Annotated in this window: 11 protein-coding genes and 1 pseudogene; 10 read left to right on the forward strand and 2 right to left on the reverse strand. The window is 66.5% G+C overall.

Features of this window, described 5'->3' with window-relative positions; translation table 11 throughout:
• Positions 1–78 precede the first annotated feature (78 nt).
• From C1O66_RS16420 to C1O66_RS16440, 5 genes are all read left to right on the forward strand, one after another.
• Complete coding sequence (locus C1O66_RS16420) at positions 79–2,400, forward strand: putative bifunctional diguanylate cyclase/phosphodiesterase (protein WP_102768872.1); 2,322 nt, start codon at positions 79–81, stop codon at positions 2,398–2,400.
• A gap of 113 nt (positions 2,401–2,513) precedes the next feature.
• Complete coding sequence (locus C1O66_RS16425) at positions 2,514–3,368, forward strand: lectin (RefSeq protein ID WP_165794644.1); 855 nt, start codon at positions 2,514–2,516, stop codon at positions 3,366–3,368.
• Between the two features lie 150 nt (positions 3,369–3,518).
• Complete coding sequence (gene ppk2, locus C1O66_RS16430) at positions 3,519–4,406, forward strand: polyphosphate kinase 2 (RefSeq protein WP_394341043.1); 888 nt, start codon at positions 3,519–3,521, stop codon at positions 4,404–4,406.
• Positions 4,407–4,576: 170 nt separating this feature from the next.
• On the forward strand, positions 4,577–5,248 hold the full coding sequence (locus C1O66_RS16435; RefSeq protein WP_133155253.1) for a hypothetical protein: 672 nt from the start codon (positions 4,577–4,579) through the stop codon (positions 5,246–5,248).
• Between the two features lie 110 nt (positions 5,249–5,358).
• On the forward strand, positions 5,359–6,099 hold the full coding sequence (locus C1O66_RS16440) for a phosphatase PAP2 family protein (protein WP_102768876.1): 741 nt from the start codon (positions 5,359–5,361) through the stop codon (positions 6,097–6,099).
• Positions 6,100–6,117: 18 nt separating this feature from the next.
• Here C1O66_RS16440 and C1O66_RS16445 read toward each other — a convergent pair whose 3' ends face one another.
• Positions 6,118–6,366: a hypothetical protein gene (locus C1O66_RS16445; RefSeq protein WP_102768877.1), complete on the reverse strand. Its 249-nt coding sequence runs from the start codon at positions 6,364–6,366 to the stop codon at positions 6,118–6,120.
• Positions 6,367–6,658: 292 nt separating this feature from the next.
• Here C1O66_RS16445 and C1O66_RS24450 point away from each other — a divergent pair, with 292 nt between their 5' ends.
• From C1O66_RS24450 to C1O66_RS16465, 4 genes are all read left to right on the forward strand, one after another.
• Entirely contained in the window at positions 6,659–7,663 is a 1,005-nt protein-coding gene (locus C1O66_RS24450; protein ID WP_243392831.1) for a polysaccharide deacetylase family protein, read from the forward strand.
• A 233-nt stretch (positions 7,664–7,896) separates the two neighbouring features.
• Positions 7,897–8,598 carry a GNAT family N-acetyltransferase gene (locus tag C1O66_RS24455; protein ID WP_223696638.1) on the forward strand — a complete coding sequence of 234 codons (702 nt, stop codon included), beginning with the start codon at positions 7,897–7,899 and terminating at the stop codon, positions 8,596–8,598.
• 51 nt (positions 8,599–8,649) lie between these two features.
• Complete coding sequence (locus C1O66_RS16460) at positions 8,650–9,753, forward strand: GNAT family N-acetyltransferase (protein WP_102768879.1); 1,104 nt, start codon at positions 8,650–8,652, stop codon at positions 9,751–9,753.
• A 14-nt stretch (positions 9,754–9,767) separates the two neighbouring features.
• Positions 9,768–10,418: a GNAT family N-acetyltransferase gene (locus C1O66_RS16465; RefSeq protein WP_102768880.1), complete on the forward strand. Its 651-nt coding sequence runs from the start codon at positions 9,768–9,770 to the stop codon at positions 10,416–10,418.
• A gap of 22 nt (positions 10,419–10,440) precedes the next feature.
• Here C1O66_RS16465 and C1O66_RS16470 read toward each other — a convergent pair whose 3' ends face one another.
• Positions 10,441–10,914, reverse strand: coding sequence for an Lrp/AsnC ligand binding domain-containing protein (locus tag C1O66_RS16470; RefSeq protein WP_102768881.1), 474 nt, complete (start codon positions 10,912–10,914; stop codon positions 10,441–10,443).
• A gap of 103 nt (positions 10,915–11,017) precedes the next feature.
• Between C1O66_RS16470 and C1O66_RS16475 the strand changes: the two are divergent.
• A pseudogene (locus C1O66_RS16475) lies at positions 11,018–14,002 on the forward strand (L-glutamate gamma-semialdehyde dehydrogenase); the annotation flags it as partial.
• Between the last annotated feature and the right edge of the window lie 579 nt (positions 14,003–14,581).

Consider the following 14,581-nt stretch of genomic DNA (forward strand, 5'->3'; position numbering starts at 1 on the left):
AACAGGCAAGACGCAGCGCTCAGCGGTGACCCCGCGGTGACGCAAGGCGAGTCCTGACCGACGAGACGGGTTTCAGGCATGAGCGAATTTTTTCAACGCTGGCGGGCGCGACTGCGACCGGCGGCACGCACGATCTGGCTGCTGGGCTGCACCCCGGCGGCTTGGGCGCAGGTGAGCGGCGGCGATGTGATCGCCCTGGACCTGCGCAGCCCCATGTTCTGGCTCAGCGTGTTTGGCCTGCTGGGCGCCCTCGGCCTGGGTTTGGTGCTGGGCCTGGTGCAGTTCCAGCGCCTCAAGCTGCGCCAGCGCCGCGCCGAGTTGCTGCTGGTGCGGCGCGAACGCACCAAGCTGAGCGCCTTGCTCAATGCCATTCCCGACCCGGTCTATTTCAAGGATGCCAATGGCGCTTACGAGGGCTGCAATCCGGCTTTCGAGCAATGCACAGGCCTGCGCGAAGCCGATCTGGTGGGCCGCCGTGACGAGCAGCTGGCCGAGCGCCCGGCCTGGAGCCAGGCCCTGGGCCCGCAGCCACCGGGCAAGCCCGGCCCGCAGCGCACCCTGAGCTGGCTGACCCAGGCCGATGGCAGCCGGGCCTGCCTGGACGTGGTGCAGGCGCCGGTGTTCGACGAGGGCCAGTGCCTGGGTCAGGTCGGGGTGGCGCGCGATGTCACCGCCCTGCGCGAGGCCATGAGCCAGCTGCACCGCGCGGTGACGGTCTTCGAGCACTGCGGCGAAGGCATCATGGTGATGGATGCCGATCTGCGCATCCGCGACGTCAACCCGGCCCTGTGCGCCATCACCGGCTACAGCTGCGAGGAGCTGGAAGGCAGCATGCCGCATTACCTGCGCCTCAATGAGCAGGACCCGGACTTCCTCGAGCGCCTCTGGGCCGAGGTCGAGGCCCACGGCAAATGGAGCGGCGAGTTGACCGACCGCCACAAGAACGGCGAGACCGTGCCGCTCTGGGGCACCATCGTCAAGGTGCCGCCGGCCGAAAGCCACGGCCAGCCGCATTACCTCTCGGTGCTGACCGACATCTCGCGCATCAAGAAGACCGAGGCCGAGCTGCTGCACCAGAAGCTGCATGACCGCCTGACCGGCCTGCCCAATCTGGCCCTGCTGCGCGACCGCATCGAGCGCCAGGTCGGCCTGGCCCAGCGCGACCACACCTGCGTGGCCGTGCTCTACATCGACCTCGACGGCTTCCGCGACGTCAACGACATCGCCGGCCATGCCGCCGGCGACGCCGTGCTCAAGGAAACCGCTGCCCGCTTCATCAATGTGGTGCGCGCCAGCGACTCGGTGGCCCGGGTGGGCGCGGACGAGTTCGTGGTCGTGCTGTCCGGCCTGGTGGACGAAGAGACCTCCATGCGCCTGGGTGAGCGCCTGATCGACGCCATGCGCGAGCCCATCTTGCTGGGCGACAAGAGCTTCACCCTGGGCGCCAGCATCGGCCTGGCCTTGTTCCCGGCCGATGGCGTCAGCGTGGACGAGCTGCTGCGCAATGCCGAGGCGGCCATGTGCCGGGCCAAGGCCCATGCCCGCAACACTGTGCAGGCCTATCGGCCCGAGCTGACCCAGGCGGTGCAGCAGCGCTTTGAGCTGACCCATGCCCTGCGCCATGCCAATGAGGCGGCGCAGTTCCGCCTGGAATACCAGCCCCAGGTGCGCCTGTCCGACGGCGCCCTGATCGGCGCCGAGGCCTTGCTGCGCTGGCGCCACCCGACCCGCGGGCCGATCTCGCCGGCCGAGTTCATCCCCCTGGCTGAGGACACCGGCCTGATCATCCCGATCGGCCGCTGGGTGCTGGAAACCGCCTGCGCCCAGGCCGCGCGCTGGCAGGGCCAGCCGGGCAAGCCGCAGCAGGTGGCCGTCAATGTGTCGGCGCGCCAGCTGCGCCAGCCCGACTTCATCGAGACCGTGGACTTCATCCTGGCCGAGACTGGCTGCCCGGCCCAGGCCCTGGAGCTGGAGGTGACCGAAAGCCTGCTGCTGGAGGACGCCGAGGCCGCCATCGAGCTGCTGGGCGCGCTGACCGCGCGCGGCGTGCGGGTTGCCATCGACGACTTCGGCACCGGCTATTCCTCGCTGTCCTATCTGCGCCGCATGCCGGTGCGCACGCTCAAGATCGACCGCAGCTTCGTCTCCGAGCTGGGCCAGGACGCCCATGTGGCGGCGATCGCCCGCACCGTCATCGTGCTGGCGCGCAGCCTCAACCTCGATGTGCTGGCCGAGGGCGTGGAAACCGCCGAGCAGGCCGCCTGGCTGCAGCGCGAGGGCTGCGACTGGGCCCAGGGCTGGCACTACGGCCGCCCCATGCCGGCCGAGGACTTTGTGCTGACCCCACATGCCTTGCCCGACGGGCCGCGCCGCACGCTGCGGCATTTGCAGCTGGCTTGAGCCGGCTGGTGCACGCTCGGCGGGGCGAGATGGCGGAGACCGCCTCGGCCTTGCGTTACGCTCCCGGGGTGGCTTGCCGCTGGCAGCCCAGTTCTGCCCGAGGAGAAACCCGCATGAGCCCCCAGCACCCGCGTCGTTCCATTGTTTGCAGCCTGAGTGCGTTCGCGCTGCTCGCGGCGCCTGTCGCGCCCGCCTGGGCTGCGGAGCCGCGTGATCGCGGCGTGGAACTCAAGACCGTGGAGCTGCGCTCCAGCGGCCGTTATGAAAGCCTGCGCCTCGACGAAGGCGTGCGCGATGTGGAGCTGGACCATCAGATCAGCGGTGCCTGCCGCTTCAACCGCAGCTGGGGCTTCGACCTCAGCAACCGCGAGCTCTGGGTCAATGACGGCTGCTCGGCTCGCTTCAAGCTGTTTGGCGATGCCATCAACGGCGAAGACGGTGGCAGGGAGTCTTCGGGCATCAGCACCGGTGCCGTGGTGGCGGGTGTGGCGGCCGTGGCGGCCATTGCCCTGCTGGCCTCCAAATCGGGCAAGGACAAAGACAACAACAGCAACAACAACGACGGTGACTGGCAGGGCCCGGACCGCCCGCAATGGGGCAGCGGCCAGATCCGCGGCAAGGACGGCCTGTGCCTGGACATGTCGGGCCGGGTCGAGCGCGGCACCGAGGCCATCGTCTTCAACTGCCACGGCGGCAACAACCAGCGCTTCAGCTGGAGCAACCGCGGCGAGCTGCGCGTGGGCGGCATGTGTCTCGATGTGGCCGAAGGCAACCGCGAGGACGGCGCGCGCGTGATCGCCTGGCCCTGTAGCGGCGGCGTCAACCAGCGCTGGACCCGTCAGGGCAGCGAGATCCGCAGCCGCATGAACGGCAAATGCCTGGACATCAAGGAAGGCCGCGCTCGGCCCAAGCAGCCGGTGCTGCTGTGGAGCTGCAACGGCGGCAGCAACCAGCGCTGGAGCTGGTGAAGGCCTGAGTTCACGCGCCTGTCATGCCGCGCAGGCAGGCTGTCCATGTCGAGGTGGGCGCTTTCTTTGCTCCCTCTGTGTTCCCCCCTCCCTTCTTTCCGCCCAACCATGAGCACGCCGCCGAACTCGAATGTGGACCCCGCCGACCTGATGCAGCGCATGCAGGCGGACCTGATCGACAGCTATGACGAAGAGCTGGAGATGGAGATTGACGACCGCGGCTTCGATGAAGACGCGATCCGCAGCCGCTTCACGCCCGAGCAGCGCCTGCAGCGCCGCGCCTATTTCCAGGAGCTGTTCCGCCTGCAGGGCGAGCTGGTCAAGCTGCAGGACTGGGTGGTGGCCAGCAAGCACAAGGCCGTCATCATCTTTGAGGGCCGCGACGCCGCGGGCAAGGGCGGCGTGATCAAGCGCATCACCCAGCGCCTGAACCCGCGCGTCTGCCGGGTGGCGGCATTGCCCGCACCGAACGACCGCGAGCGCACGCAGTGGTATTTCCAGCGCTACATCTCTCATCTGCCAGCCGGTGGCGAGATCGTGCTGTTTGATCGCAGCTGGTACAACCGCGCCGGCGTCGAGCGGGTCATGGGCTTTTGCAGCGACGACGAGTACGAGGAGTTCTTCCGCTCGGTGCCCGAGTTCGAAAAAATGCTGGTGCGCGCCGGCATCCAGGTCATCAAGTACTGGTTCTCGATCTCCGACGAGGAACAGCACACCCGCTTCCTGGGCCGCATCCACGACCCGCTCAAGCAGTGGAAGCTCAGCCCCATGGACCTGGAGTCGCGCCGCCGCTGGGAGGACTACACCAAGGCCAAGGAAGTGATGATGGAGCGCACCCACATTGCAGAGGCGCCCTGGTGGGTGGTGCAGGCCGACGATAAGAAAAAGGCCCGCCTGAACTGCATGGCCCATTTGCTGGCCCAGATGCCGTACCACGAGATCCCGCACCCGCCGGTCATCCTGCCCTCGCGCGAGCGACACGAGGATTACGAACGCCAACCCGTGCCGCCGGAGATGGTGGTGCCGGAGTTGTACTGAAGTCTCCCCATTTCGGGTGATGGACTGCGAAGGTGAGCCGGGCTGCAATCCGGCCGCCGATTGACTCCCTGCTTGCGAGCGCCTCCATGTTCTTCCAGCCGACCTCTGCTTCAAACACATCTTTGTTTTCGTCTGTCCCCACGCGCACCAGTCTTTGGGCTGCCCTGACCTTGAGCCTGGGATTGATCCAGGGTTGCGGCGGCGGCGGTGGGGGGAACGACACGACGCCTGAGCCGGTCAAGCCCAGCAGCTATGACTTGCAGGCGACGATGAGCCAGTACTACACCAAGGCCCAGAGCTGGAGCTTGAGCGGAACTGTTGGCGCTGTGCCGGTCAGCGCGGTCCTGAGCGTGGCGCCCAAGACGGGCACGGCGGTGTTCCCGGTCAATGGCAAGGCCTACACCTACACGCAGCAAGAGATGAAGCTGACGGTCAATGGGCAGACCACCAACACCATGGGCGAGCTGTTTTTTGACGCGACCGTGATGCAGACCGAGGCGGTCAGCGCACGCAGCGATGACACCTGCGAGCAGGCCCAGACCAAGGGCAGCTTCTCGCGCGCGGCCAAGGTCGGCGACAGTGGCGCCAATGGCAGCGGGTTCGAGTACGTCAGTTGCGCGCCGGGCGCCGCTGTGGAGGCCAATTACGTCGACACCTGGCAGCTGAAGGAAGAGGGCGGTCGGGTCCTGCTGTGTCTGAATCGCAGTTCCAAAGTGGTGGCCAGTGGCTTCACCCGGGTGGGCAGCCAATGCCACCAGGTGCTGGCCGATGGCAGCCTCGGCCCTTTCATGAGCCTCAGCCTGATCACCGAGGACGGCACCCTCTCGATGAAGACGCTGTGATCGTCGGTCCGGTTTCAGGCGAGGGTTCTGCGTGGCAGAGGTCTCGCTGAAGCGCGCGGAGCGCCCGGCGCCGACCGCTGAGGGCGCGTGCAGGCGCTAGGATCGGCACGATGAATTGGGGCTTTGCATCTTCCGCCGTCACGCTGTGGCCCTGGCTGACCCGCCTGGGCGAGGCGCAGTTTCTACTTCCGCTGGCCTTGTTGGGCCTGGCCTGGGTCTGGCGCAGTGCGGGAGCGCGCGCCGCCCAAAGGGCCTGGGCCTGGCGCGCTCTGGCCTTGTTGGCCGCTGTGATCGGCGTGACCACGGCCAGCAAGCTGGCTTTCATGGGCTGGGGCCTGGGCATCGCGCGCTGGGATTTCACCGGTTTTTCCGGGCATTCCATGTTCGCCGCAGCGGTCTTGCCCCTGCTGACCTGGCTGGCGCTGGCGGCTTCTCCGGCTGTCTCGGTTCGGGCGGATCGTGAATCCGACCGAGGTCGGTTTTCGACCGCTACTTGGGCTTGGATTGGCTTGTCCTACGCGCTGGCGGCTTTGATTGCTTACTCACGCCTGAAAGTTGGTGCGCACTCTGTTTCAGAGTCGGTGACCGGTTTTCTGCTCGGCGCCGTGGCCAGTGGCGCCAGCTTGTGGCTGGCGCCGACGCTGCGGCGCGGTTTGCCGCGCGGTCTGCCCATGGCTGCCTTGGCGCTCTTGCTGCTGATGCCCTCGATGGCGCCGCCGTCACGCAGCCATGATTGGGTCACCCATTGGGCGCTGCAGTTGTCGGGCCGTCAGCAGCCGGTCGATCGGCGGGATCTTCAGGAGCCCGAGGCTGGGCCGGAACTGCAGCACCTGCAAGAGCCGACGTCTTGAGTGTTGGCTTGAGGGGCCTCAGTGGCAGGTCGGCTTGGCGGCGTCACCCAGAGACCCAGCCGAGATCGGCATGAAGCTGAGCGTCGCGATGCACAGTTCGGCCAGCAGACCTTCGTCATCATCGCCGCCTTCGGTGACCTGCAGGCCCTGGCTCAGCTCGTAGGACGATTCGAACCAGCCACAGCTGTGAATCGGCTCGGCAGCGTCGCCTGGAAGCGGGGCCTTGCGTTGGAGTGTGGCCGGGGGCAGGGCAGCATGGATGCGCATGATGAAAGTCTCCAGAGGGCTTGCTTGTGTTGCCGCTGCCGGCTGCCAGGCTGAGTAGCCTGCGCCGGCGTCTGGAATTCATATTCGGCGACGCGATTCGTGCTTCCCATCACACTTCGGGGCGTGCGATGGGGGAGGGTGGGGGGGTGTTCGCTGAGGCATCCCCCCAGAAGAGGGGGACTTGACCGGCGTGCCCACCGAAAAGAAATGAGGCTGGATCAGCGGTCGAATTCACGCGGAGGCACCCGCAAGCGAGGGCCTGCCGCGAGCAGAAAGTTCAAGCAAGTCGCGTATGCTGCCGCAGCGCGAAAAGGACGGAACGGATCTGCTGATGCTCAATGTTTTTTACACAGTCGATGTGGAGGTGTGGTGTGACGGTTGGAACGATATCGATTCCAAGTTCCCCGCCGCCTTCCAGAGCTATGTGTACGGGCCGACGGCGGCCGGAAACTTTGGCCTGCCCTTCCAACTGAAACTGCTCAGTGACCATGGCCTGACGGGGGTGTTCTTTGTCGAGCCCCTGTTCGCTGCGCGCTTCGGTATCGAGCCGCTGCGAGAGATCGTTGGCATGATTGAGGCCGCCGGCCATGAGGTGCAGCTGCATCTGCACACCGAGTGGGTGGACGAGGGCCGGCCGAACACCATCCTGCCCAACAGCACGCACAAGCGGCAGTACCTGCGCATGTTCGATCTGGCCGAGCAGACCCAGCTGATCGGCATCGGCCTGGACTACCTGGCCCAGGCGGGCGCCCGGCGCCCCAATGCCTTCCGCGCCGGCAGCTTTGGCTTCAATCACCTGACCCTGCAGGCCTTGCAGGCGCATGGCATCGTCCACGACTCCAGCTACAACGCCACCATGTTTGGCCCGGACAGCGGCCTGGTGCCTGGAACCCTGCTGACCGATTGCTGCGCTTTCGATGGCGTGCTGGAGCATCCGATGACCGTCTATGACGACGGCTTTGGCCGCCTGCGCCACGCGCAGCTGACGGCCTCCTCCAGCGCCGAGATGGAAACCCTGCTCTGGCAGGCGCTGGAGCGCGGCCAGTCCGAGTTCGTCATCCTCTCGCACAACTTTGAGTTGCTGAATCCGGCCAAGAACCGGGCCGATGCGGTGGTCGTCAAACGCCTCGAAAAGCTGTGCCGTTTCGTCAGCGACAATCGTGCCCATTTCAATATGTCAGGCTTTCATGGCTTGAACGCCCGCACGGTGCAAACCCAACCCTTGCCCTTGGCTTCCACACGCTGGAAAACCGGGATGCGAACGCTGGAACAAGCGTATCGCCGGAGATATCAGTGAATTCCTGGTTTGTCGCGCAGGTACCTTTCAAGTTTCAGTTCAGCGACTGGACTTGGTTTCGCTTCAATTTGAACCTGCAATGCAGCCAGGTGCGCCTGTCCGACCCCGGTGAGCCGGTGTTGCAGCCCGTGGCGCCGGATCGCGCCTTGCCGGCCGATTGCGCGGGTTACCTGATTCGCTCGCTGCCGGTGCAGGCCACCTTGCCCGTGTTGAGCACGCAGGGTGATTATCTGGTGTATGTCCGCCAGCATTACCCGCGTTATTTCATCGACCTGAACCAGTCTTTTGAAGACTACAAGGCCAAGTTTTCGGCCAAGACGCGTTCGACCATCAACCGCAAGATCAAGAAATTTGCCGAGCATTGTGGTGGCAGCCTGGATTGGCGCCAGTACACACGCCCCGAGGAGATGGGTGAGTTTCTGAAACTGGCCCGCCAGGTGTCGGCCCTGACCTATCAGGAGAAACTGCTCGACGCCGGGATTCCCAATTCAGAGGCATTCACGGCCGAGGTGATGCAACTGGCGGCGCAGGATCTCGTGCGCGCCTACATCATCTTCCACGAGGGCAAACCCGTTTCTTATCTGTACTGCCCGATCGAAGAAGGCGTGCTGGTGTATTCCTATCTGGGCTACGACCCCAGTTTCATGAAACTGTCGGTCGGCACGGTGCTGCAGTGGCAGGCGCTGGAAACCATTTTTGCCGAAGGCAAGCACAAGTATTTCGATTTCACCGAGGGCGAATCCGAGCACAAAAAGCTGTTCGCCACCGGCCATCGGCAATGTGCCGATGTGTTTTTCATTCGCCGCAGTCTGGCCCATTGGTTGCTGGTGCAGGGGCATCGCCATTTCAATGCCGCGGTCGAGAAATTCGGCGAGTTTCTCGAGCGCCACAATTTGAAGACACGCATCCGCCAGTGGATGCGCTTCGGTGCCTGAGGCTTTGCTGCCGCCGGTGCGCCGGGTTTTGATTCTTGAGTCGGAAGCTACATGAAAACATCGGAGGGCCCAGCGCTCATCAGTGACGAGGCCTTGTCTCAAACCGGTACCTGGCCAACGCACCAGCTCAAGGACCAGGCCTTTTGCAGCCCCAGGAGTCTGCGTGCTTGGGCCCAGGCCTTTTTGCCCGGGCGTGGCTGGAGTGGCCCGCTGTGCCATGTGGTGAGCCGTGAGCACGGCGCCATCCAGGCCTTTGTGCCTTTCGCCAAGCAGAAGATCGCGCTGTTTTCCATCCACTCGCTGGCGGGCTATTACTGGCCGTTCCGAACCCTGTTTGTGGGGGCGCAGAAAGAGCCTGGCCTGGCGGCGGCCGAAGCGCTGGGGCGCGAGTTGGCTGCCCATCCGCCCGGCGCCGTGCTGCGCTTCGGGCCGGTGTCCAGCCGCGATGTCGCTTTGCACTCCGTCCTGCGTGAACTGAGCCGCCAAGGCTGGCGCGCGCTGTGCCGGGAAACCGGTGCGGTCTTCGAGCTGGATCTCTCGCAAGGCATGGAAGGACTCAAGCCCAAGTTCAGCAACTCGCTGATCAAGAACATCGAGTATTCGCGCCGGCGCCTGGGCAAGACGGTGGGCGAGCTCAGCGTGGAGCGCCATGTGATGGGCCGCTCGCTCGACATCCTCGACACCCTGGCCGGCATCGAGTCGCAATCCTGGCTGGCCAAGAAGGGCGGCGAACTCAAGTTCATCGGCCCGGCCAACCAGCGTTTCTGGGCGCTGATGGGTGAGCAGCCCGATGGCCACTCGGAGGCGGTGTTCTGGGTGCTGCGCTGCGGCGGCCAGCCGGTGGCGTTCTCGGCGCATCTGGAGACCGAGACCGCGGTCTACATCATCGCCAACTCCTACGACGAACAATGGAAGAGCCACAGCCCCGGTTCCATCCTGACCTTTGATGTGCTGCAGGACGCTGTCGCGCGTGGCAAGCGCTTGCTGGACTGGGGCCAGGGCGACTCGGGCTACAAGCAGCGCTGGGGTGCGCAGGAGGCGTCCTTGCTGCATGACGTGATGTTGTTCAAGCCGGGCTTGATCGGTGGCCTGCTGGCCTGGGTGGCCAAGAAAGCCCTGCCGACCTGGACGGTCCGCCTGGATTCGCTGGCCTGAGCCACTGCCGCCGCATGAATCAACGCCTGTCTTTCCTGCTCGGCCCGGGCGGCCTCACGGCCTCGGCGTTCTTCGCTTTCAAGCTGCTCAGCGGGCTGGAGGTGTTTCGCTTCGCCAGCAAGGCCCTGCCGGCTGCGGCGGCGCCAGAGTTGCCGGAGGGCTGGGCCTATCAGCGCCTCTCCAGCCTGGCTGATCTGGCGCGCCTGCCGGCCGGCACGGCCACGCAGATCGCCGCTCAGTCGGGGCCGGAACCCGAGCGTCTGCTGCAGCGCGGCTGCAGCATCCATGTCCTGCTGTGTGGCGAGGCGGTGGTGGCCCAGCTCAATATCGAAACCGGCCCGGTCTGTGCGGTGGACGATCCCAAGCTGGCCCTGCATCTGTCCGCGGGCGACGGTTTCCTCGGTTTCCTCTACACCTGGCCCGAGTTCCGCCGCCGGGGCGCGGCGCAGCTGCTGATCGCCGCCACCGAGCAGGGCATGCGGGAGCAGGGCCTGAGCCGCCTGGTCACCCATGTGCGGGCTACCAATGTGCCCTCCATGGCCGTGTTCAAAAATCTGGGCTGCCGCTTCAGCGCAGTCGTGTTCAGCAAGACATCGGGTGCCTTGGTCGGGTCCTTGGGCATGGGCCGCCTGGGCCTGCGTGCCTTGCCGGCCGCTGGGGGCTGAACTTGGGGCGGTCGCTTGCCGCTCAAATCGGCAACGCCGTCGTGTTCTTCACCTCCTCCATCACCGCATAGGTCCGCGTCTCGCGCACGCCGGGCAGGGTCCAGATGACACTGCCGATGAACTCGCGGTAGGCGCCCATATCGGACACACGGGTCTTGAGCAGGTAGTCGAAGCCGCCGGCCACGAGGTGGCATTCCAGGATCTCAGGGCGGGCTTGGACGGCGGCCTTGAAGTTGTCCATCACGTCCTGTACCGTGCGGTCGAGCAGGATTTCGATGAAGACCAGCATGGCCGCGCCCAGTTTTTCGGGGTTGAGCCGCGCTTCATAGCCCAGGATGTAGCCCTCGCGGGTCAGGCGCTTGACGCGCTCGAGCACGGCGGTGGGGGAGAGGTGCACGGCCTCGGCCAGCTTCAGATTGGAGATGCGGCCGTCTGCCTGCAGCACACGCAGGATGCGGGCATCGGTCTTGTCCAGGGTGGGGGTGTCGCTGCTCATGCTGAATTTTCGACTAGGCGTGTGCTGATGTTCTGAATTTAATTCAGGGCCAGCCCACATAAAGTTCGACGCTTCGCTAGTTTCGCCCATTACGAGGTTTTTCATGACCGCTTTCGCCCTGCCGCCCGAAGCCGCCCGCCTGCCCGACCCCTACCGCGACGAGATCGGCGTGGTCAACGCGCTGGCCCAGAGCCTGGGCGCCGGCCTGAACTGGCCCGCCGTCATCGAACAAGCCCGCCCCTGGGTGGAGCAGGTGCGCGCCAACCCCGCGCCCTTTTGGGCCATGGAATCGCTGCTGCGCGAATACCCCATCACCAGCTCGGAAGGCCTGGCCCTGATGCGCCTGGCCGAAGCCCTGCTGCGCGTGCCCGATGCGCCCACCGCCATCGCCCTGACGGCCGACCAGCTGGGCCGCGGCCAGTTTGACGGCGGCTCGGACGGCCCGCACAAGCTCTGGTCCAGCCTTTCGGCCTCGGCCATTTCCCTGTCCAAGAAATTCCTGCCCGATGCCGAAGGCCAGGGCGGCCTGCTGACCCGCCTGGGCGCGCAGACCGTGGTGAGCGCCACCGTGCGCGCCATCCAGCTGCTGGGTCGCCAGTTCGTGCTGGGCCGCAATATCGGCGAGGCCATGGACGAGGCCGCTTCGGCGCGCAAAGCCCAGCCCATGCTGCGCTTCAGCTACGACATGCTGGGCGAGGGCGCTCGCACCGAAGCCGATGCGCGCCGCTACCACGCGGCTTACATCGGCGCGATCAAGGCGATTGCCGCCGGCGCCAAGGCGGATTCGCCCGAGTCGGCCGATGGCATCTCGATCAAGCTCAGCGCCCTGTTCTCGCGCTACGAAGTGCTACAGCGCGAGCGCGTGTTCGCCGAGCTGCTGCCGCGCGTCTGGGAGCTGATCACCCTGGCCGCGCAGGCCAATATCAACCTGACCATCGACGCTGAAGAAGTCGACCGCCTCGAACTCTCGCTCGATGTGCTGGACGCCCTGGCCGCCCGCATCGCCACGCATTACCCGCAATGGCGCGGCTTCGGCCTGGCCGTGCAGGCCTACCAGACCCGCGCCCTGGCCGTCATCCACGAGGTGGCCGCCATCGCCAAGAAGCACCATCTGCGCTTCATGGTGCGCCTGGTCAAGGGGGCGTACTGGGACGGTGAGATCAAGCGCGCCCAGGAGCTGGGTCTGGCCGCCTACCCCGTGTTCACCCACAAGCAGCACACCGATGTGTCCTATCTGGCCTGTGCCCAGGCCCTGATCCAGCACGCCGATGTGATCTACCCGCAGTTCGCCAGCCACAACGCCGGCACCATCGCCGCCATCGTGCAGATGGCCAAGACGGCCAACGCCAAGTTCGAGATGCAGCGCCTGCACGGCATGGGTGAAGGCGTGTACCGCGAGGTGCTCAGGGCCGGCACCATCCCCTGCCGCGTCTACGCCCCGGTCGGCGAGCACCGCGACCTGCTGGCCTATCTGGTGCGCCGCCTGCTGGAGAACGGCGCCAACTCGTCTTTCGTCCATCAGCTGGCCGACGTCAACGTCCAGGTGCCCGAGCTGCTCGGCTCGCCGCTGGAGCAGGTGCAGCCCTACAGCGCCCTGCCGCTGCCGCGCGCGCTCTACCAGGATCCCAAGGGCCAGGGCCGTGCCAATTCCACCGGCGCCGACCTGACCGATCTGGCCCAGCGCCAGGTCTACCTCGACGCCCTGGCTCGCACGGAAGTCCAGCCCGTGCCCGAGGCCACGGCCGAGGACGTGGCGGCCGCCATGGCCCAGCTGCAAGCCGGTTTCAGCGCCTGGAACATCACGCCTGCGCATGAGCGCGCCGACATCCTGCGCCGCGCCGCTGATGCGCTCGATGGCCGCATCCACGAGTTCTGCGCCCTGCTGGTCAAGGAAGCCTACAAGACCCAGGGCGACTGCGTGGCCGAAGTCCGCGAAGCCGTCGATTTCCTGCGCTACTACGCCGACCAGGCCGAGCAAGACGGCCCGCGCATGCAAGGCCGCGGTGTCTTCGTCTGCATCAGCCCCTGGAACTTCCCCCTGGCCATCTTTGCCGGCCAGGTCGTCGCCGCCCTGGTGACGGGCAATACCGTGGCCGCCAAGCCCGCTGAACAAACGCCTTATGTTGCCAAGCAGTTCGTCGAGCTGCTCTACGCCGCCGGCGTGCCGCAGAGCGCGCTGCAGCTGCTGCATGGCGCTGGCGAAACTGTCGGCGCCGGCCTGGTGGCGGCGCCGCAGACGGCCGGCGTCTGCTTCACCGGCTCCACGCAAGTGGCCCAGATCATCAACCGCACCCTGGCCGCCAAGGAAGGCGCCGTCGTGCCTCTGATCGCCGAAACCGGTGGCATCAACGCCATGGTGGTCGACTCGACCGCCCTGCCCGAGCAGGTGGTCGATGCCGTGGTGCAGTCGGCCTTCCGCTCGGCCGGCCAGCGCTGCTCGGCCCTGCGCCTGCTGTGCGTGCACGAGAGCATTGCCGATGGCGTGATCGAGATGCTCAAGGGCGCGCTGCAAGAGCTGTGGGTCGGTCGCCCGGCCGAGCTGGCCACCGATGTCGGCCCGGTCATCGACGACGAGGCCTTCGACAACATCGCCAAGAATGTGGCCCGTCTCAAGCGCGAGGCCAAGCTGATCGCCGAGGCCCCGGTGCACGACGCGCTGCCGCGCCTGATCCAGCCAGTGGCTTTCGAGATCCCCGCCATCAGCGCCCTGCGCCAGGAAATCTTCGGCCCGGTGCTGCATGTGGTGCGCTGGGGTGGCGATGTGGATGCCGTGGTCGAACAGATCAATGCCCTGGGCTATGGCCTGACCCTGGGCATCCAGACCCGCATCGATAGCCGCGCCCTGCGCCTGGCCGACAAGGCCCGCATCGGTAACGTCTATGTCAACCGCAACATCATCGGCGCGGTCGTTGGCGTCCAGCCCTTTGGCGGCGAAGGCATGTCCGGTACCGGCCCCAAGGCGGGCGGCCCGAACTACCTCTATCGTTTCTGCGCCCTGCCCCTGGTGCCGGCCCCGGCCGTGCCCGCCGTGCTGACCGCCGAAAGCGCGCCCGCTGCAGGCGTGGCTGCCACGGTGGCAGCCCTGGCTGCCGGCCACGAGGTCTGGAGCGCCCGCGCCCTGGGTGAGCGCGCCACCGTGCTGCGCCAGGCCTTCGACGGCCAGGCCGGTGGCTTGCAGGTCAACGCCCGCCTGAGCCTGGCCGAGCGCGTGCTGGCCGACCAGCGCCTGCCCGGCCCCACCGGTGAGAGCAACGAGCTGCGCCTGCACGGCCGCGGCGTGCTGCTCTTGCTGGCCCAAGGCGCTGCAGCGCCCGATCTGGCCCTGGCCCTGGCCGCCGCCTTGGTGGCCGGCAACAGCGTGGCCCTGCTCAGCGACAAGCCGGGCGAGGCCGAGCGCCTGCAGCAACGCCTGCGCGCCGCCGGCCTGCCGGCCGAGGCCTTGCTGGTGCTGCCGCAAGGCGGTGCGGCCACCCTGGCCGCGCTGCTCGACGACGAGCGTGTCTCCGGTGTCATCCTGGCCGCACCCGATTCTGCGACCGAGCGCAGCCTGGCCCGCCAGCTGGCCGCCGACAGCGGCGCCATCCGCCCGCTGATCACCGCCCCCGAGGTGCAAGACCCGCTGCAGCAATACCGCTTTAGCGCCGAGCAGACCCTGACCATCAACACC

Origin of the sequence: Paucibacter aquatile, from assembly GCF_002885975.1 — a bacterium.
Lineage (GTDB): Bacteria > Pseudomonadota > Gammaproteobacteria > Burkholderiales > Burkholderiaceae_C > Paucibacter_A > Paucibacter_A aquatilis.